The sequence below is a fragment of the Rhodococcus sp. OS5 genome (assembly GCF_056837585.1).
The window spans coordinates 1,510,082-1,528,861 of sequence record NZ_CM166368.1 but is presented as its reverse complement, the minus strand read 5'-3'; the positions used below and the strand labels follow the sequence as shown (position 1 = coordinate 1,528,861).

The following is an 18,780-nucleotide window of genomic DNA, read 5'->3' as shown; positions in this document are numbered from 1 at the left end:
CCGGAGCACACCTGATCGATTCGACACGTTACCGTCGGGTCAGAAGTGTTGTCACCGTCTGAATTGGGAGTGCGTGTGTCTGCAGAAGCTGTGGAGAAGAAGGGCCCGCTCGCGGGCATTCGGATCGTGGAATTCGCTGGATTGGGACCGGGCCCGCACGCCGCGACACTGTTGGCGGACATGGGCGCCGACATCGTCATCGTGCAGCGCGCAGGGCAGATTCCGCAGGACTCGAACGCAACCGACCAGATCAAGCGCGGCCGCCGCATCGTCGAGGCCAACCTGAAGGACCCGGCCGACGTCGCGAAAGTGCTCGATCTCCTGGGCCGCGCCGACGTCCTCATCGAGGGTTTCCGCCCCGGCGTCATGGAACGCATGGGACTCGGACCCGACGTGGTCTCGGAGCGCAATCCGCGCCTCGTCTACGCCCGTATGACGGGCTGGGGACAGGAAGGACCGCTCGCCAACGCCGCCGGTCACGACATCAACTACATCTCACTGACCGGTGTCCTCAACGCCATCGGACGCAAGGGTGAACGTCCCGTCCCGCCGCTCAACATGGTCGGCGATTTCGGCGGCGGTTCCATGTTCCTGATCTTCGGCATTCTGTCGGCTCTCGTCGAGCGCTCGACGTCCGGTAAGGGCCAGGTCGTCGACGCGGCAATGGTCGACGGAACCCTCGCGCTCTCCCACATGATGTGGGCATTCCGCGGTCGCGGCGTCTGGTCCGACGAGCGCGGCGTCAATCTCCTCGACACCGGCGCTCCGTTCTACGACACCTACGAGACCTCCGACGGCAAGTACATGGCCGTCGGATCCATCGAACCGCAGTTCTACGCATTGCTGCTCGAGGGCCTCGAACTCGATCCCGCGACGCTCCCTCACCAGATGGACACGTCCAAGTGGGACGACATGAAGAAGCTCTTCACCGAAAAGTTCCTGTCCAAGACTCGCGACGAGTGGGCCAAGATCTTCCTCGGCACCGACGCCTGCGTCTCCCCTGTCCTGACTTTCGCCGAGGCTCCGTCCAACGAACACATCGCGGCTCGCGGTTCGCTCATCGAACTGGACGGCGTCACCCAGCATGCTCCCGCACCGCGCTTCTCGCGCACGCCCACCACGACGCCTGCTGCGCCGGCGCGTGAGGCGACGGATATCGATACGGTCTGGACCTAGGGCCTTCGGCCCCTGTGCGCCTTTTTGGTAGTTACTGCAACCAAAAAGGCGCACGGGGCGTCAGCCCAACCTGTAGAACCTGAACATCTCGTGCTCGATCGGCAGCACGTCCACCCGCTCGAAACCTGCCGCCTTGGCATAGCTTTCGAGTGTCGAGTGCCTCATCACCGTCCCGGTGGCAATGCTTCCCGGATGCGAAAGACTGTCCGGTAAGCAGCAGGTCAGCGAAAATCCGTACAGCAATTGCTCGATCGGACCCGCCTCGGGATCGAACTCATCCGCCGTTCGTTCGTCCATCACGATCACCGGAGCGCCCGGCTGGGCAATCGCCCGAGCCGTGGACAGAAAACCCACCGGATCCGGAACGTCGTGAAGGCACTCGAAAGCGAAGACGGCGTCGTAGGTCCCGGCATCGGCTCGCCCGGCCTCAGGAGCCTGTCCGGCGACGTCGACCAACGAGAAATGCACGCGGTCGTCCACCCCCCGATCATGAGCGTTACGACGGGCAGCGTTCACCGACGCCGCGTCGACGTCGAAGCCGTGCACTTCGATCTTCGGGTATCCGAGGGCGAGCGCGATCGACGACCAGCCCTCCCCCATCCCGAGATCAGCGACCTGCCCGCCGTCCGAAAGTGTGGCGTGCAGGTCGGTGACTACCGGCAGAAACTGCTGACAGAGCTGATGGAGATACATCGGCCGATTCAGTAGCGCCTGACCCTCGCGAGCATCGGGGCCCATCGATTCCCACGTGACTCCCCCACCGTGACGATAAGCGTCGAGTAGACGTGGCATCGACGACGTCGTCGCGACGAACAGCCTCGCCAGCGGCGCCAGGAAAAGAAGGTTCTCGTCGTCGACCAGAACATCGGCGTGGGCCTGCGGCAGGCTGTACCGGCGATCGGCATCCGAATTGACGTCCACATAACCGGCGACGGCCTGCTGCTCGAGCCACTCCCGCGCATATCTTTCGACGGTCCCTGTCCGGTCCGCCAGCTCCGTCGACGTGAGCGGGCCGTGATCGCTCAGCGCGCGGTACCAGCCCAACCGGTCGCCCAGATACACGGCCTGCAGCTCCGATGCCCCGAGCGTGGCCGCGAACAATCGTTCTGCGAGCGCTTCCGCCGCACTGGTTCCCGCTGCGCCTGTACCGTCTACCGCCGTCATGCCCTACCTCCTGGTTTCACACCACTTTCAGGGTGTGTACCCAGTTCTCAGACGACGACCATTCGTTGGTCTGCCGTGTCGCGATCCGTCGCGAGAGTGTCGTACGCAGCGGCGATGGACGCAACGCCGCGAATGAGGTCCTCGGGAGAACGTGCGTACGGCACGCGGATGAATCGTTCGAACGCACCTTCGACGCCGAAACGGGGGCCGGCGGCAAGGAGTACGCCGAAGTTGGGTGCCACCGCCGCCAACGCCGTCGAGACGGGCGCGGACATTCGCATCCAGACCGACATTCCGCCGGAACCGATGGTGGGACGCCAGTCCGGCAGATGCTCGGCCACCGCACCGAGGAGTACCGCACGCTGTTCTCGCAGAACTTCGCGACGCTGTTCGAGCAACGAGCGGTCGTCGGCGAGCAAGTAAGCGGCTGCCAACTGATCCATGACGGGAGTACCGAGGTCGACCGCGGCACGCGCCCCCACCAACTGGGTGATGAGCGCGGCATCGGCGCGAATCCAACCGACACGTAGCCCGCCCCACAGCGACTTCGCGGTCGAACCGAGCGTCACCACTTCGGTTTTCGCTGCGCCTCGCCCATGTGAGGCGACCGGCGCCGGCGGTGGTGCGTCGAGCCACAGATCCACCATCGTCTCGTCGACGACCAGAGTCATTCGCGTTTCGTGCGCAATCTTCGCAAGCTCGGCGCGGCCGGAAGAGTCCATGCAGAGGCCGGTCGGGTTGTGAAAGTCGGGGATCAGGTATGCCATTCTGGCAGCGGTTTGCCTTGCTGCACTACGAATCCCGTCGAGATCCCAGGCTCCGGCGGCCGCGAACTCCGGTCGGACCGGAACCGGTACGGGCCGAGCGCCGTTTCGCCGAATCGCTTCCAGCGCATTGGGGTACGTCGGATGATCGACCAGCACTCGCTCGCCGGGTGAGGTGAGCACCGACAGCAACAATCGAAGCGCGTGCTGCGCACCCGAGGTCACCATGATCTGTTCGGCGGTGGTGGGAAGACCCCGCGCCGTGTAGCGCCGCGCGATCACGTCACGCAAGTCGGCGATCCCGACCGGTTCCATCCCGTGCGTGGGAAGGAAGTTCGGAAGTTCCTGCAGCGCAGACGCATACGCCAGTTCGACCTGAGCGGCGGGAGCTGCCATCGCCGCGTAACTGAGGTCGACGACGGGTCCACTCGGCCCGGGTTGATGGGAGCGGAACATCAACCCGTTCGGCCGCGCGCCGGCAGGTAATGCCACGGTGCTTCGCGAACCCTGCCTGCTGATCAGGTACCCCTCGTCTCGCAGCACCGAGTACGACGACGTGATCGTGGTTCGACTGAGTTCGAGTACCGCCGCAAGTTCACGCTCACTCGGCAGTGCGACTCCCAGCGGAACGCGACCGTCGTGCACGAGCAGGCGGATACCGTCGGCAAGCGCACGGTACGCGGGCCTGCGTCCGGACTCTTCCTGCCAGGATCCCAGATCGCGAGCAAGCGAACGGGCACCGAGAACTCGAGTCATCATGCAGTCCAGTATCGACAACTTGGCTATGTAACTCAATACCAGTCGAGTTGATCATATGTCCATGACTACCTTCGCAACCCTGATCGGCATCGGACTCTTCGTGGCACTCGTCTACTTCTTCGCGCCCGCCGAAGGTGAAGGTACATACATTCGGTTGGAGCAGTTTCGCCTGGCAGCACCCCTCGGCGGCATCTTCCACGACAAGACTTCAGACCGCGAGAACGACGCTGTCAGACCCCCGTGCGATTGTGATCAGGGGGAAGAATTCACTGATCTCAGTCCAGTTGCGTAAAACTGGACTCTTTTCGCACTCAGAAAGTCTCCAGAGAGGGTTCCCATGCCGGCTTCCAAAAAGATTCTCTATATCGATCTCGACAACACCTTGGTCAACTTCCAGTCGGGCATCGATCGCCTGACCGACGGCGTCCGAGTGAAGTACCAGAACGACCTCGACGAAGCGCCGCACATCTTCTCTCGCATGGATCCTCTCGACGGCGCTATCGACGCCTACCACCAACTGGCACAGCAGTTCGACACCTACATCCTCTCGACAGCGCCGTGGAAGAACGCCACAGCCTGGCACGACAAGGTTCTGTGGGTACAAGAGCACCTCGGAATGGAGGAAGGCAGCGTCGCATACAAACGTCTGATCCTCTCGCACCACAAACACCTCAATCGTGGCGACTACCTCGTCGACGACCGCGGAGCAAACGGAGCAGATCGATTCGAGGGCGAGTGGATCAAGTTCGGCAGCACCGAGTTTCCCGACTGGAAGACCGTCACCGCACACTTGTCGAAGCTGGCTTGAAACTCGAAATCCCCGCTCATGCTTGCATGAGCGGGGATTTCGAGGGAACGAACTAGCGGACGATCTCGCGCCGGACGATCGTCTCGTCGCGGCCGGGGCCGACACCGATGCAGGAGATGAACGCACCCGAAAGCTCTTCGAGCCTAAGCACGTAGTTCTGCGCATTCTGCGGCAGTTCCTCGAAGGTGCGAGCCTCCGAGATGTCTTCCCACCAGCCGGGCATCTCTTCGTAGATGGGCTTGGCGTGGTGAATGTCGCTCTGTGACATCGGCATTTCGTCGTGGCGGACACCATCCACCTCGTACGCGACACAGATCGGCACGGTGTCGAGGCTGCTCAGCACGTCCAGCTTGGTGAGGAAGTAGTCGGTGATGCCGTTGACGCGCGTCGCGTAGCGCGCGATGACAGCGTCGAACCATCCCGTACGACGAGCGCGTCCGGTGGTGACACCGACCTCGCCGCCCTGCTTCGCCAGGTATGCGCCGTGATCGTCGAACAGCTCCGTCGGGAACGGACCGGAACCGACACGCGTCGTGTACGCCTTCAGGATGCCGAGCACGGTGGTGATCTTGGTGGGACCGATTCCCGAACCGACCGCCGCACCACCCGAAGTGGGGTTGGACGAGGTCACGTACGGGTACGTGCCGTGGTCGACGTCAAGCAGAGTGCCCTGCGAACCTTCGAGCAGAACGGTCTCGCCGCGCTCGAGGGCGAGGTTGAGTTCCAGGCGCGTGTCCGAGATGCGGTGCTTGAAACCCTCGGCCTGCGTCAGTACCTCTTCGACGACCTGCTGCGGGTCGAGTGCCTTGCGGTTGTAGATCTTGACCAGCACCTGGTTCTTGAATTCGAGTGCTGCTTCGACCTTCTGGGTCAGGATCTTCTCGTCAAGGACGTCCGCGGCACGGACACCGACACGGGCGATCTTGTCCTGGTAGCACGGGCCGATACCGCGGCCGGTCGTGCCGATCTTCTTCGCTCCCAGGAAGCGTTCGGTGACCTTGTCGATGGCCACGTGGTACGGCATGATCAGGTGCGCATCAGCAGAAAGCAGCAGGCGGGACGTGTCCACGCCGCGCTCTTCCAGGCCTGCCAATTCGGTCAACAACACACCCGGGTCGACGACGACACCGTTACCGATGACGTTGTTGACGGCGGGGGTGAGGATTCCGGACGGGATGAGGTGCAGTGCGAACTTGTCACCGTTCGGCAGAACCACGGTGTGTCCGGCGTTGTTACCGCCCTGGTATCGCACGACCCACTGAAGCTGCTCGCCCAGTAGATCTGTAGCTTTGCCCTTACCTTCGTCGCCCCACTGGGCGCCGATCAGGACGATTGCCGGCATGACGTTGTCTCCTACGGTCGACGTGCAGCAGTTGTCCCGCCGCATTGGTACTGCCTGGCTTCCGCGCACATGATGCAGCGCCGAACTGTTGCAGTGACCGAAGGAGCAGTCTAGCCCAGAGCATCAGACCAGACCTGACGGTCCAGAATTTGGCCGGTGACCATCACGATTGCGAGTCGACACAGAGACTCGCACTAAGATCGTCGGCAGTGATTCGGACGGCCATTTCGGGGAAGGGTGGCGAGGTCCCACTACCCGAGAAGAAGTCTTGATCGAGCTAGGAGTGGCTTTGACCCCTGTGGTGCTCAAATGTGGCGATTCGCCGGTTCCACTCCCCCTGGGTGAACTCACGTCGTTCACTGTCCCTGAACTTCCGGAGAAGCAAGACTTCGACGAGGCACTGTCCCAACTGCAGGTCGTGACGGAGCCTCGCTTGATCGTCGTGGGTAACGACGGCGCGTTTGCCGCGGCATTGACGCGGTTGATGCGATTGGAGCGACTCAACGTCGAACTCGCCTACGTCACCGAGAACAGGTCCGACGCAACCGACGCGTACAAACTCGCGACCGGTGCACGAGCTGCGCGCACGGCCTTGAAAGGCACAGTCCACACCGTGCCGCTCATTCGCGACGACGCCGGAATCGCGCTGGTAGGTGCAGCAACTGTCACGGGTCCGGCGGATGCAGACGAACTGATCGGCGAGGCCTACGTCGACGACAACAAGCTGTTCTCCGGCACAGTCCCCGGCATCCGGATAGTGCCGAGCCCCAAGCTCCCCGGGATCAAGGCATCAGTCGACCGCAAGAGCCGCTGGAGCGGGCGACGCTGGCTGGAAGGCCGAGCCATTCAACTGGGCTCGCCGGCAGCGCGACTGGTTCGCGACGGGGTGGCCAACCCACGCGATCTGAAGCGTTCGACCTTCTACCGGCACGACAAGACTTGGTTGTTGGTCAGGTGAGAACCGGAGCAGCACGGTCGGCGGTTCGGCCGAGCCCTGTCTTCCTCGGCGTCGTTGCGATCACTGTCATCGCCGGAATCGTCGCTTGGAACTCGACGTGGGGTTCCATCGCGGGCCGCGCGGGTGTTTTTGTCCTCGTGGTTGCCGGCTGGGTGGTCACGCTCTGCTTGCACGAATTCGCGCATGCCTATCTGGCGTGGCGTCATGGAGACACCGACGTCGAGGCTCGTGGCTACCTGACGCTCAACCCGCTCAAGTACAGCCATCCGATGCTCTCGATCGGTCTGCCGGTGCTGTTCATCGCATTGGGCGGCATCGGGCTTCCCGGCGGCGCCGTGTACCTGCGCACCGGGATGTTCCCGCCCAAGGTGCAGGCCCGAATATCGCTCGCCGGTCCGTTCACGAATGCCGTCGCCGCCGTGATCCTCCTCGTCGTCATACGTACGTACGGCTCATCGGCCGAGCATCTGACGTTCTGGGCAGGCCTCAGTTTCCTGGCCTTCTTGCAGGTCATGGCAACAGTTTTGAACCTGCTCCCAGTCCCGGGTCTGGACGGTTACAACGCACTGGAGCCCTACCTCGCACCCAACACACGGCACCAACTCGACCAGTTCAAGCCGTACGGACTGCTCCTGCTGGTTGCGCTCCTGTTCGTCCCACAGATCAATGTCGTCTTCTTCGACGCGATCTACTGGATCTTCGAATTGAGCGGTGTGTCCGACTACTACGCCATGCTCGGTAACGCCCTCATGCGTTTTTGGACGTGATCGAGTGCGCTGGAGGAGACTCGTGAGAGTCTGACATTTCAGACATTCATTCTTCTTCAGGGGAGCATCGATGATTGCGACGTCATTTCAGTCCGGCGGAGTGGAGTACACCCTCACGCGGGCCGAGATTCGACACGTGGAGGCACTGATCGACTTGCTCGCCGACGACCCGATCGGCAGCACCCGGGAGACGACCAACCCCGAAGCCCGAACGATCTACGAGGACGCGTTCAAGCGAATCGACGAGGATCCGGCTCAACTTCTCGTCACCGTTCTGGTCGGCGACGCGGTAATCGGCACAATGCAATTGACCTTCATTCCGGGTATGAGCCGGATGGGTGCCACGCGACTGCAGATCGAAGCTGTTCGCGTCCACGAGGACTACCGAAGTAAAGGCATCGGCAGTTCGATGATCCGATGGGCCTGCGAAGAAGGTGCCCGGCGCGGCGCGTTTCTGGCGCAGCTCACCTCGGATCAAACTCGCAAGGAAGCTCACGACTTCTACGAGCGACTCGGATTTGTGGCCTCCCATGTCGGGTTCAAGAAGTCACTGAGCTGACGCCCTGCCACAAAACTCCCAAACGCGGGGACTCCCAAACGCGAGCTCGAGCACCGGGGCGTAGAGGTGCCCCGGTGCTCACGTCTTCAGTTGTCGCGGTTCACGCCGCTGTCGGTGGGCTGTTCCCGCCGATCGGCCGCTGGAACGGATCAACCGACATCGGTGGATAGAACACCGATTTCCGATCCGGGCCGATCTCCACCCGCCACTCCGTGTGATGCATCGTCCGATGATGATGACCGCACAACAAGATCAGATTGTCGAGATCCGTTGGGCCACCATCGTTCCAGTGAACAATATGATGGGCATCGCACCACCCCGATGGTGTCCCGCATCCCGGAAACGCACACCCACCATCACGAACCGCCAACGCCCGCCGCTGGGGTACCGTCGCGGTCCTTGCTTCTTTGCCGCAGTCGAGCGGAACACCGTTCTCGTCCAGGAGGATCCGGGTGACGGTGCAGTCGCACGCCAGCATCCGGGCAGTATCGATACTGATCGGGCCCACCCAATCCGCCCACGCGAACCCCAGTTCCTGAGTCGACGGCAACAGGTCTTTCAGAACTTTAAGGTCCGTCATATCTTTTGCCGACGCGGTCACCGTGATGTGCGGTTTCACTCCGCCCTCGATCGGACCCAACCCCGCCCGCTCGTACCGCCGCAGTAAATCGCAGAACCCATCCGCACGCCGTAATGCAGGCGTGCGTGTGTCCTTCACGCCGTCTTTTTCCGGTGTCGGCGCAGACAGGCTCGACAACAACGTGATCAACCGGGCCCCGTTCACAGCATCCAGATCACCCTTCACCGACACTCGCCCGTACAAGCCTTTCGAGGCGTAGAACTCGTTACGCTCCGAATCCTCACCCACCGGGACGCCGTCCTCACGCCTGCCGTACTGCTTCTCGATCCGCCGGATCGCCGCCCGCACCGCATCACAATCCGCGATGTTCTTCGACGCCAGGCCAAGCAAGATCCCGCGGGCCTTGTCCACATCCGCCAGGGTCATGTTCTTGGGCGGATGCTGACAAAACGACGCCACCTGACGGGCTTTCAACGCATCCACGTCACCGCGATGAAACGCATCGCCCACCACGGGTTCGAGCATCAACAACCGCGCCAACCCGACCAGCAGACTGCACTCACCGATCTCCAGATTCGTCGAACCATGCAACCACTGCGCGATCGCCCGAAAACCCTTCCCACCGAGAACGTCCCGGGAAAACATCTCCACGATCAGCAACACCATCCGCGACTGCAACTCGTGCCGGGCGCGCACCAGATCCAGAACCTCACCCTTGAGGTCCTCGCCATCCAGTTGCCACGCATCCCGACTGTCCATGCCCAAAGTTTAATCGAACATACTTTCGATAACCAGAGACAAACCGGACAACTTCAAGAAGACCTACACTCGAGAGCTGTTGAGATGCATCGCTATTCGCGCAACCGCCGACGCGATTCGTTGACAGAGACTCGCAACTCCCCCAAAGGCACTTCACGACCCGACTCACTGCGCACCTCGACGCGAACGCGCTCACCAGTAGCGTCGTCGGCCACCTCCAACGGTCCACCTTTTCCGCCGTGCAGATACTTGTCGCCCCACTGCATCAGCGCGAGAACCGCCGGCAGCAGGTCACGGCCCTTCTCGGTGAGCACGTACTCGTGCCGCGTCCGCTTTCCAGGCTCCTTGTACGGCACACGCTCGAACAGTCCCGCCTCAGTGAGTTCTTTCAGCCTCGCCGACGCAACCGCCTCGGTGATGCCGACTCGCGACGCGAAGTCGTCGAAACGCGTTGTGCCGTAATAGGCCTCTCGCAGAATGAGCATCGCGGATCGAGTGCCGACCACTTCCATGGCCCGCCCGATCGAACAGTGCGTGGCCCGCCAGGCGTCGCGATCTTCGAGCACTCCGGTCAGTCGCACAGCGTCCATGCAATTCACCATACCCCCTGGCTTGCCATAACCATAGTCAGAGTCTAGATTGCTAACTATGGAACTTCATAGCCAGCCGGTGCGGATCGGACCCCTGCTCGCGATACTGTCGGGGGCGCCGTTTGTCGCCAGCCTCGATCTTTTTGTGGTCAACGTGGCCTTCGGCGACATCGCCAAGAGCTACCCGGGTCACTCGCTCGGCGAGTTCAGTTGGATCCTCAACAGCTACGCGATCGTCTACGCCGCACTGTTGATACCCCTCGGACGCTGGGCGGACAGGATCGGGCACAAGCGCGCCTTCATCGCCGGCCTCGCACTGTTCACCCTCGCCAGCGCCGCCTGTGCCTTCAGCCCGTCCTTGTGGGCACTGGTGGCCTTCCGTATCGTCCAGGCAGTCGGCGCCGCTGCGCTCACCCCGGCCAGCCTCGGGCTTCTGATCAATGCGCTTCCCGCCGCGAAACGTCAATCCGGCGTTCGCATCTGGGCAGCCGCCGGCGCTGCAGCAGCTGCATTCGGCCCTGTCGTGGGCGGCATCCTCGTAGAGGCCTCGTGGCGCTGGGTCTTCCTGATCAATGTTCCAGTGGGCATCGTGTTGCTCTACTTCGCAGTCCGACTCGTACCGGATACAACACACAAGGACCCCGATGCCGGTATCGACTTCGTCGGCGCTGCCCTCCTCACCGTCGGAATCGGCTCTCTCGCCCTGGCACTCGTCCAGGGTCCGGACTGGGGATGGACCGACAATCGCGTTCTGATCGCCTTCGCCGTGGCCGCCGTGACACTACTCTCGTTCTGGTGGAGCAACTCTCGTCACCGGACTCCGTTGATTGCTCCGGATCTTCTGAAGATCCGCTCGTTTGCCTGGTCCAACGTCACCGCCATCCTGTTCAGCGCAGCATTCGCCGCGGGTCTTCTCTCGAACATCCTGTGGCTCCAGGAAGCCTGGGGATACTCCGCTCTGCGAACCGGTTTCGCCGTCTCACCGGGTCCGCTTCTCGTTCCGCTGTTCGCCATCGCCGGCGGATCGCTGACGCGCAGGTACTCGGCGGGACGCGTCGCCGCACTCGGCAGCCTTCTGTGGGCAGTCGGAACCGTACTCGTTCTCGTCTCGGTTGATACGACGCCTAACTACGCGACCGGACTCCTACCAGGCTGGATCATCGCCGGGATCGGTGTCGGTCTTGCCCTGCCGACCATTCTGTCGCAGGCCACGGCGGATCTGGCACCTGCCAGATCGGCCACCGGTAGCGCAATCGTCAGCATGAGCCGACAGATCGGAACCGTTCTCGGCGTGAGCGTTCTGATCGCGGTTCTCGGCTCTGCTGTCGACTACGACACCTTCCGCCAGGCCTGGTGGGTGATCTTTGCCGTCGCGCTTGTGTCTGCCCTGGCATCACTGGGAATGACGCCTGCGACCACACCCACCCCGGTTGTCCCTGCTGAATCCGCCATCCCTGAAAGGAATTTGTCATGAGAGACGCAGTTATCGTCGAAGCCGTTCGCACTCCGATCGGCAAGGGAAAGGCGAACGGCGCCCTGCACGGCATCAACGCCGTCGACCTCCTCGCCCACAGCCTCAAGGCGGTAGTCGAACGCACTGGAATCGATGCAGCATTGATCGACGACGTCATCGGTGGAGCGGTAAGCCAAGTCGGTGAACAGAGCCAGAATGTCACTCGCACTGCCCTTCTCGCCGCAGGCTACCCTGAGTCGGTACCGGGAACCACCGTCGACCGACAGTGTGGAAGTAGCCAACAAGCAGTTCATTTTGCCGCTCAGGGCGTCATTGCCGGTGCGTACGACATCGTTGTCGCTGCCGGAGTCGAGTCGATGAGCCGAGTCCCTATGGGCTCGAGCAGCATCGGGCGCGAATCACTCGGCGTGGGTTTCGAAGAGCGCTATCCGGACGGTCTGGTACCGCAGGGCATCAGCGCCGAATTGATCGCCGCCAAGTGGGGACTGAGCCGCACCCAACTCGACGAGTTCTCGGCGTCGAGTCATCGGAAAGCCGCGCTGGCAACCGAGAGTGGGTACTTCACCAAGGAACTCGCCACGCTCCCGCAGCTGTCGGTCGACGAGGCCATCCGCCCCGGCACCACGGTCGAGACCCTGGCCGGCCTACGGACCGCCTTCGAATCCGACTACTACGCACAGCGATTCCCACAGATCGACTGGTCCATCACCGCGGGCAACAGCAGCCCGCTTTCGGACGGCAGTTCGGCGGTGATGATCACGACCAGTGAGATCGCCGCGAAACTCGGCCTCACCCCGAAGGCACGATTGCACAGCTTCGCAGTTGCCGGCGACGATCCGCTCTACATGCTCACCGCGGTCATCCCGGCTACACAGAAGGTCCTGGCCCGTGCGGGATTGACGGTCTCGGACATCGATCTGTTCGAGGTCAACGAGGCCTTTGCCCCCGTCGTCCTGTCGTGGGCAGCGGACACCGGCGTCGACCTGTCCAAGGTGAACGTCCACGGCGGCGCCATCGCGCTCGGCCACCCACTGGGCGGCAGCGGAACGCGGATCATGACCACCCTGGTCAACGCGATGGAGCAGCGCGGCGCGCGCTACGGACTCCAGACCATGTGCGAGGCAGGTGGGTTGGCAAACGCGACCATCCTGGAGCGTCTGGGCTGAGCGATCCCCGATGGACGGCATTCCGACATCAGTGACCGAGTGCCGTCCATTCGGGATCCGGCTTGCGCGCAACGACCCGAAACACGATTCCGCCCCGGCCGCTGCGCTGCACCTCGTCGATCAGGAAACCGGCGTTTTCGAGGTATTCAACCGGTTGACGGGTGAGATGATCGGCACCGAACCGAACAAAAAGCGGTTCGACGACCTTCATCAACGTACGAGCAACAACGTTCTTGCTCGGTCCGTGCTCGGCGAGGACGAATCGACCACCGGGTACCAGGACTCGAAATGCTTCGTTCGCAACTCGGTCCGGATCGGGGATCGTGCAAAAGGCGTAGGTCGAGACCAACGTGTCCACGCACTCGTCGGGAACATCGAGTGCTTGCACGTCTCCGAGTCGTAGGTCGACTTCGGTCTTCACTCCTTCGGAGACCTTGAGCCTGGCCTGATCGAGCATCGCAGTCGAGATGTCCACGCCGATGACGTAATCGACGTCGTCTCCGTAGAGAGGCAGGTTCAGTCCGGTACCCACGGCGATCTCGACCACGCGGCCATGCGCCTGGTCCACGGCCCATTTCCGGGCGTCACCGAGCACAAAGCGTTCGAAGCGCCCGATCTGTCGGTCGTAGTGCGCCGCCATTGCGTCGAAAGTCTTGGCGACCTGTGCAGTGTCTGGTTCACGCATAGTGCCCCGTTTCGATCGATCTTCTGTGCAGTCTTACACGCGAGCACCGGGTCGGGAAGACCTTTCGTGACGAAGGGCAACCGACCTCGCGAGGTCGTCCCTGACGGATGCCCCCGGTATCGTTCCAGGTGACCTGACCTCACCTACGACGATCATGGATAGAGACCTCGTGCGATCAAGTAACTGCGTCACCGGTTCGGTCCGGCCACCTTTTTCCACTGATTCCACTGGAGGTCTGTGATGGCCGGCGGACTCTTCGCCCTGCTCGACGACGTCGCAGCCCTGGCTCGCATGGCTGCCGCCTCGATCGACGACGTTGCCGCCGCAACCGGTAAGGCGACCGCCAAAGCGGCCGGCGTGGTCATCGACGACGCAGCCGTCACGCCGCAGTACGTCCGTGGGCTCGCAGCCGAACGCGAGTTGCCCATCATCAAGCGCATCGCCATCGGATCGTTGCGCAACAAGCTGCTGATCATCCTTCCGATCGCTCTGCTGCTGAGTCAGTTCCTCCCCTGGCTGCTGACGCCACTGTTGATGGTCGGCGGCTGTTACCTCAGCTACGAAGCGGTTCACAAGATCTGGGGTGCAATCTTCGGCCACGGTGACCACCACGAGGCCGCTGACGAGCATCCTCGCGACGAAGAAGCAGTGGTTTCGGGCGCCGTCCGCACCGACCTGATCCTGTCCGCCGAGATCATGGTGATCGCACTCAACACCATCGCAGGCGAAGGCTTCTGGAGCCGATTGGTGATCCTTGCCGTCGTGGCGGTCGTCATCACCGTGGTCGTCTACGGCGTCGTCGGACTGATCGTGAAGATGGACGACATCGGATTGAAGATCGCCGAGACGTCGTCTGGCTTCACCCACAAGGTCGGCCGAGGCCTCGTTCGCGGCATGCCTCACGTGATGTCAGTGCTCTCGGTCGTGGGTACCGCCGCGATGCTGTGGGTCGGTGGCCACATCCTGTTGGTCGGCATCGACGAACTGGGCTTCCACCCGCTCTACGACGCCGTTCATCACGGCGAAGAAGCAGTCAGTGACATCGCCGGAGTCGGTGGCGTGCTGGCGTGGATCGTCAACACACTTGCCTCGGCAGCACTGGGCCTGGTGGTTGGCGCCGTTATCGTCGCCGCTCAACTGGGTATCACCCGCATGCTCGCAAAGCGTTCTGCGACGGCTTAGCTGTCGTGCCCGTGGCGGAGCACCATCTGCTCCGCCACGGTGCGTATCCCTTCACGCAAAGACGAGGGTTCGAGCACTTCGACGTCGGCTCCCAGCCCGATCAGCTGCGAGAGCGCGACAGCTTCGCTCTCGAGTTTCAGCTCGGCACTGACCCATCCGTCGTTGTCCTCTGGCCCCACTTCGACTGCAGCGGCAAGCTCGCCCACCACATCGGGGAGCCGGCGCCTGCCCTCTGGTGACAATCGCACGCGACACTCGAAGCGAAGCAGCGAACGGTCGAACTCGGCCATCGACGCCGCCCACCACGACGGCAGGTCGAAATCCGCCGGGCGGGCGAACGAATCATCCTCTACGACGGCGTTTTTGATGCGGCCGAGCCGGAACGAGAGCGTACGTCCGTTCAAACCTGCCACGAGATACCAAATTCCGGCTTTGATGACCAGACCCAGCGGTTCGACCGTCCGCTCGCGATCGCGATAGGCGAAGCGCAGTCGACGCGAGTCCAGCACAGCGGATGTGACGATCGGAAGCGCAGAGATGTCGTCGACGCCGCCGAACCAACCCGGAACGTCCACGAGAATGCGGTCCTGCCACAACCGTGCGCTCTCGCGCAGCGGACCGGGCAGGGAGCGGAGCAGTTTGGCCCCCGCCGAACCGGCGGCGTCTGATCGTCCGAGATCTGCAGCGATGGACGGCACACCCAACAGCATGAGTGCGGACGTCTCGTCGTCCGTCATGCCGGACAACTTGGACTGCCATCCGTCGAGCAGACGGATGCCACCACCGGGGCCGCTCTCGGTCCAGATCGGCACACCGGCAGCCGACAACGAGGCCACGTCGCGGTAGATCGTCCGCACTGACACACCGAACTCGTCGGCCAACTGCTCGGCGACGACGCCGCGACTCCCCTGCAAACGCAGCATGAGTTGGAGTAACCGCGCGGATCTCATGGACCGAACATTACCGAGAATCACTGACAGAAGTTGTCAGGAATAGGGGTGCACAATGACCGTCATGGTCACCTGGAAGCAGTTCTCCGAAGAAGTACCCGCTCTTGCCGACGCGGTCCTAGCGCGGTTCAAAGCCCACAAGCATCACGTCCTCGCAACGCTGCGCAAGGACGGCTCACCACGGGTCAGCGGCACCGAAGTCGAAATCCTCGACGGGCGTCTGGTGCTCGGTTCGATGTTCGGCGCACTCAAGGCGAAGGATCTCATCCGTGACGGGCGCTACGCCCTCCACAGCAATCCCGGCGAGCACACCATGGAGGGCGGTGACGCGAAGATCGCCGGAATCGCACGCGAGGTGACCGGCGACGAGTTCGAAGCCGTGCTCGCAAGCTACACCTACGAGGTTCCGAAACCCCTGCACCTCTTTGTGCTCGACATCGATGAGGTGGTGCACACGACGGTCGACGACGAGCACATGTACGTCGATCTCTGGAAGCCGGGCAAGGAGATCACCCGCTTCACCAAGTGACGTTCTTCTCGCAATGCTCGCCGTTGGCGCACGATTCCACCTGAACGGTGGCGTGGGAAAGACCGTGACTCTCGAGGACGGTGCGCGCGGATTCCAGAACATTCGACGAATTCGCGTCACTGGTCAGGTGGACCGTCGCGACATCCATGCCGGTGGTGAGCGTCCAGACGTGTAGGTCGTGAACACCCACCACGCTCGGCAGCGCCGCCAGGTCGGCCTCGACCGCTTCGACGTCGATGTCGGCCGGCGACGCCTGCGTCAGAATGCGCAGCGATGCTGCGGCCAGTTTGATCGCACGCGGCACCACCCACAGCGAGATGAGAACACCGACGACGACGTCTGCCCACGTCCAGTTGAACAGCAGGACAAGGCCACCGGCGATCAGAACGCCGACGCTACCGACGGCGTCGGCAAGCACTTCGAGGTAGGCACCACGCACGGCCAGGCTGTCCTTGGAATCGCCGCGCAGCATCAGCATCACGACGATGTTCGCGGCCAGGCCGGCGGCCGCCGTGATGATCAGGGCGCCGCCCGGGATCTCGGGTTCGTTACCGATGCGGCCGATTGCCTCGTAGAAGACCCAGGCGGCGACGGCCAGCAGCATCACCGCATTGGCCATGGCGGTCAGCACTTCGGCGCGGTGCCAACCGAAGGTCCTGGCAGCGGTGGTGCTGCCCCTCTTCGCGAGCAGCAGCGCCGTCAGTCCCATGGCCATACCCACCACGTCTGTGAGCATGTGACCGGCGTCGGCAAGCAGAGCCAACGAGTTGATCAGGATGCCGACCGTGGCCTCGAGTACGAGGAACGCAACGAGGATCGCAAGCGCGATCGCCATTTTTCTGATGCGTTGCGGTGACGGTCCTACGCCGACCGAATCTGCTGCCGAGTGGCCATGTGAATGACCGTGCCCTGCTCCCATTTGTCCTGTTCCCTCCCAAGTCCTTCTCAGAGCATATGCATACATTCGCATACATACAATGAGTTGCTCAGTGAGCGGGAAACGGCAGAGGTCAGTGATCCGGCTCGTAGGCGGGATGAGGCACGGTGGGCGGCAGAGTGGCGATCGACGAGATTCGCTTCATGCCCGCGACCTGCAACAGGTCGACGACCAGCGATCGAATCTGGGCGAACACCACCGTCGAGGACAGGCCCGCGTTCTCCACCATCGCCGGTTTCAGTTCCTTCGCGACCGAGCGCAGGACGCGCGCTGCTTCGGCCTGATCAGGCTGCTCCCCCGGCTCCGCCAGGATCATGTCCTCGAGAACTTCGACGGCTTTCGACAAGCGCTCGACCTGAGCCACCAGACGCGGATCGAGGATCTCGTCGTCCCTGACCAACGTCAACGAACGACGCGCGAGCACTCGAATGTTGCGCATCGCGTTGTCGATGGGATCGGCTGTCGCCATGAGCCTTTCGAGGCGAGGCCGACTGTTCCAGTACAGCGGGGAGATTCGGCTGATCTCGCGCCCGCCGAGAAGGTTACTGCGCAACCCGTCGATGGCACCCTGAGTTGCGCGCGCCTTCTGCAGTGCCTTCACGATCGGGTCCGGGTCATTCGCGACGAGGCCGTCTGCCACCAATTGCAGTACCTCGGAAGCGGTTCCGAGGATCGATGCGGCATCCTTGCGCGCGCGTCGTACCGGGTGGGTGGGGATGATCGCGACCACCGCGATACCCACCAGGCCACCGACAAGTGCATCGATCATGCGATCGGGACCGCCGCTGCCGCCCGGCGGGATCAGCGTCGCCACCAGCACAGCCGAGTTTCCCGCCTGCATGGAGAAGATCGGCCCGCTGTTGAGAAGCACCGCGACGGACATCGCCAGCACGACAACCAAACTGATCTGCCACGGTCCGCTCCCGATACCGGAGATGATCAGATCACCGATTCCGATACCGACCGTGACTCCCGCAACCAACTCGAACGAGCGTCGTAGTCGTGCACCCAACGACAGACCGAGCGAGACCACAGCGGCAATCGGCGCGAAGAACGGCGCGTGGTGCCCGATCACCGTGGTGGCAACCCACCACGCCAATCCGGCCGCCAAGGCACATTGAATGATCGGTAGCGCCGACGTCTGAAGTCGACGCACCGATTTGCGAGCCCGGTCCTTGATGCCGGCCCGGCTCGGACGGAAACTGCTAACCGAGGCCAAGCGCTTCGGCGGCGTTGGGATCGCAGTCTTCGAGCAGATCGAGGCAACGCGCGTACTCGTCGGCTTCACCGATCGTCTTCGCGGCCTTGGCCAGGACTGCGACGCAACGCAGGAAACCACGGTTCGGTTCATGGCTGTAGGGCACGGGACCGAAACCCTTCCAACCGTTGCGACGCAGTTGGTCGAGTCCGCGGTGGTATCCGGTACGCGCGTAGGCGTAGGCCGTGATGGTTTCGCCCTTGTCCAGGGCAGCCTCGGCCAGGTAGGCCCACGCAATGGAGGCAGTGGGGTGGTCGGCCGCTACCTGGGCCGGTTCAGCGTGGTTGAGCAGTGCCGATTCCGCGTCGTCGTCGCCGGGAAGCAGAGTGGGCTTGGGTCCGAGCAGGTCACCGAATTGGGTCATGCGCTCATT

20 protein-coding genes are annotated in these 18,780 nt (G+C 62.8%); 10 read left to right on the top strand and 10 right to left on the bottom strand.

Features of this window, described 5'->3' with window-relative positions:
- The first annotated feature begins 75 nt into the window (after positions 1-75).
- Positions 76-1,176 carry a CaiB/BaiF CoA transferase family protein gene (locus ACVZUB_RS07140; protein ID WP_042924245.1) on the top strand — a complete coding sequence of 367 codons (1,101 nt, stop codon included), beginning with the start codon at positions 76-78 and terminating at the stop codon, positions 1,174-1,176.
- Between the two features lie 60 nt (positions 1,177-1,236).
- On the opposite strand, the gene ACVZUB_RS07135 is transcribed toward ACVZUB_RS07140, so the two are convergent.
- Positions 1,237-2,340 (bottom strand): class I SAM-dependent methyltransferase, encoded by a 1,104-nt coding sequence (locus ACVZUB_RS07135; RefSeq protein WP_003944389.1) that lies wholly within the window; start codon positions 2,338-2,340, stop codon positions 1,237-1,239.
- 47 nt (positions 2,341-2,387) lie between these two features.
- On the bottom strand, positions 2,388-3,863 hold the full coding sequence (yczR, locus tag ACVZUB_RS07130; protein ID WP_064074656.1) for a MocR-like transcription factor YczR: 1,476 nt from the start codon (positions 3,861-3,863) through the stop codon (positions 2,388-2,390).
- Positions 3,864-3,924: 61 nt separating this feature from the next.
- Here yczR and ACVZUB_RS07125 point away from each other — a divergent pair, with 61 nt between their 5' ends.
- Together ACVZUB_RS07125 and ACVZUB_RS07120 are read left to right on the top strand one after the other, a co-directional pair.
- Entirely contained in the window at positions 3,925-4,155 is a 231-nt protein-coding gene (locus ACVZUB_RS07125; protein ID WP_003944349.1) for a hypothetical protein, read from the top strand.
- A 45-nt stretch (positions 4,156-4,200) separates the two neighbouring features.
- Positions 4,201-4,671 carry a 5' nucleotidase, NT5C type gene (locus ACVZUB_RS07120; RefSeq protein ID WP_054781778.1) on the top strand — a complete coding sequence of 157 codons (471 nt, stop codon included), beginning with the start codon at positions 4,201-4,203 and terminating at the stop codon, positions 4,669-4,671.
- 52 nt (positions 4,672-4,723) lie between these two features.
- On the opposite strand, the gene ACVZUB_RS07115 is transcribed toward ACVZUB_RS07120, so the two are convergent.
- The gene (locus ACVZUB_RS07115) at positions 4,724-6,013 is read right to left on the bottom strand and encodes an adenylosuccinate synthase (protein ID WP_003944351.1); all 1,290 of its coding nucleotides are present in this window, start codon (positions 6,011-6,013) and stop codon (positions 4,724-4,726) included.
- A gap of 283 nt (positions 6,014-6,296) precedes the next feature.
- Between ACVZUB_RS07115 and ACVZUB_RS07110 the strand changes: the two genes are divergently transcribed.
- The 3 genes from ACVZUB_RS07110 (at position 6,297) to ACVZUB_RS07100 (ending at position 8,297) form a co-directional block, all read left to right on the top strand.
- Positions 6,297-6,971 (top strand): hypothetical protein, encoded by a 675-nt coding sequence (locus tag ACVZUB_RS07110; protein ID WP_080961056.1) that lies wholly within the window; start codon positions 6,297-6,299, stop codon positions 6,969-6,971.
- A complete protein-coding gene (locus tag ACVZUB_RS07105; RefSeq protein WP_003944319.1) occupies positions 6,968-7,738 on the top strand; it encodes a site-2 protease family protein in 771 nt (256 codons plus the stop codon). Before ACVZUB_RS07110 ends, ACVZUB_RS07105 begins: the two co-directional genes overlap by 4 nt.
- Positions 7,739-7,808: 70 nt before the next feature.
- Positions 7,809-8,297, top strand: a complete 489-nt coding sequence (locus ACVZUB_RS07100) for a GNAT family N-acetyltransferase (RefSeq protein WP_007726792.1) — start codon at positions 7,809-7,811, stop codon at positions 8,295-8,297.
- Positions 8,298-8,397: 100 nt separating this feature from the next.
- On the opposite strand, the gene ACVZUB_RS07095 is transcribed toward ACVZUB_RS07100, so the two are convergent.
- Together ACVZUB_RS07095 and ACVZUB_RS07090 are read right to left on the bottom strand one after the other, a co-directional pair.
- Positions 8,398-9,636 (bottom strand): HNH endonuclease signature motif containing protein, encoded by a 1,239-nt coding sequence (locus tag ACVZUB_RS07095; RefSeq protein WP_341514103.1) that lies wholly within the window; start codon positions 9,634-9,636, stop codon positions 8,398-8,400.
- Positions 9,637-9,728: 92 nt separating this feature from the next.
- The gene (locus ACVZUB_RS07090) at positions 9,729-10,226 is read right to left on the bottom strand and encodes a winged helix-turn-helix transcriptional regulator (RefSeq protein ID WP_003944415.1); all 498 of its coding nucleotides are present in this window, start codon (positions 10,224-10,226) and stop codon (positions 9,729-9,731) included.
- A gap of 58 nt (positions 10,227-10,284) precedes the next feature.
- On the opposite strand from ACVZUB_RS07090, the gene ACVZUB_RS07085 reads away from it, so the two are divergent.
- A complete protein-coding gene (locus ACVZUB_RS07085; RefSeq protein ID WP_083059816.1) occupies positions 10,285-11,700 on the top strand; it encodes an MFS transporter in 1,416 nt (471 codons plus the stop codon).
- The gene (locus ACVZUB_RS07080) at positions 11,697-12,866 is read left to right on the top strand and encodes a thiolase family protein (protein ID WP_042452159.1); all 1,170 of its coding nucleotides are present in this window, start codon (positions 11,697-11,699) and stop codon (positions 12,864-12,866) included. The genes ACVZUB_RS07085 and ACVZUB_RS07080 overlap by 4 nt, the downstream gene beginning before the upstream one ends.
- Positions 12,867-12,894: 28 nt before the next feature.
- Here the strand turns inward: ACVZUB_RS07080 and ACVZUB_RS07075 are convergent, their stop codons facing one another.
- Positions 12,895-13,551, bottom strand: coding sequence for a class I SAM-dependent methyltransferase (locus ACVZUB_RS07075; RefSeq protein WP_042924200.1), 657 nt, complete (start codon positions 13,549-13,551; stop codon positions 12,895-12,897).
- Positions 13,552-13,791: 240 nt separating this feature from the next.
- Between ACVZUB_RS07075 and ACVZUB_RS07070 the strand changes: the two genes are divergently transcribed.
- Positions 13,792-14,733, top strand: a complete 942-nt coding sequence (locus tag ACVZUB_RS07070) for a DUF808 domain-containing protein (RefSeq protein WP_007726787.1) — start codon at positions 13,792-13,794, stop codon at positions 14,731-14,733.
- On the opposite strand, the gene ACVZUB_RS07065 is transcribed toward ACVZUB_RS07070, so the two are convergent.
- Positions 14,730-15,683 (bottom strand): helix-turn-helix transcriptional regulator, encoded by a 954-nt coding sequence (locus tag ACVZUB_RS07065; RefSeq protein ID WP_482628265.1) that lies wholly within the window; start codon positions 15,681-15,683, stop codon positions 14,730-14,732. The two genes, ACVZUB_RS07070 and ACVZUB_RS07065, sit on opposite strands and share 4 nt — an antisense overlap.
- A 64-nt stretch (positions 15,684-15,747) precedes the next feature.
- On the opposite strand from ACVZUB_RS07065, the gene ACVZUB_RS07060 reads away from it, so the two are divergent.
- Positions 15,748-16,212, top strand: a complete 465-nt coding sequence (locus ACVZUB_RS07060; RefSeq protein WP_054187145.1) for a pyridoxamine 5'-phosphate oxidase family protein — start codon at positions 15,748-15,750, stop codon at positions 16,210-16,212.
- Here the strand turns inward: ACVZUB_RS07060 and ACVZUB_RS07055 are convergent.
- From ACVZUB_RS07055 to ACVZUB_RS07045, 3 genes are all read right to left on the bottom strand, one after another.
- Positions 16,202-17,131, bottom strand: coding sequence for a cation diffusion facilitator family transporter (locus ACVZUB_RS07055; protein WP_083059811.1), 930 nt, complete (start codon positions 17,129-17,131; stop codon positions 16,202-16,204). The two genes, ACVZUB_RS07060 and ACVZUB_RS07055, sit on opposite strands and share 11 nt — an antisense overlap.
- 91 nt (positions 17,132-17,222) lie before the next feature.
- Entirely contained in the window at positions 17,223-18,368 is a 1,146-nt protein-coding gene (locus ACVZUB_RS07050; protein WP_083059808.1) for an FUSC family protein, read from the bottom strand.
- On the bottom strand, positions 18,355-18,771 hold the full coding sequence (locus ACVZUB_RS07045; RefSeq protein WP_007726781.1) for a DUF3151 domain-containing protein: 417 nt from the start codon (positions 18,769-18,771) through the stop codon (positions 18,355-18,357). The genes ACVZUB_RS07050 and ACVZUB_RS07045 overlap by 14 nt, the downstream gene beginning before the upstream one ends.
- Between the last annotated feature and the right edge of the window lie 9 nt (positions 18,772-18,780).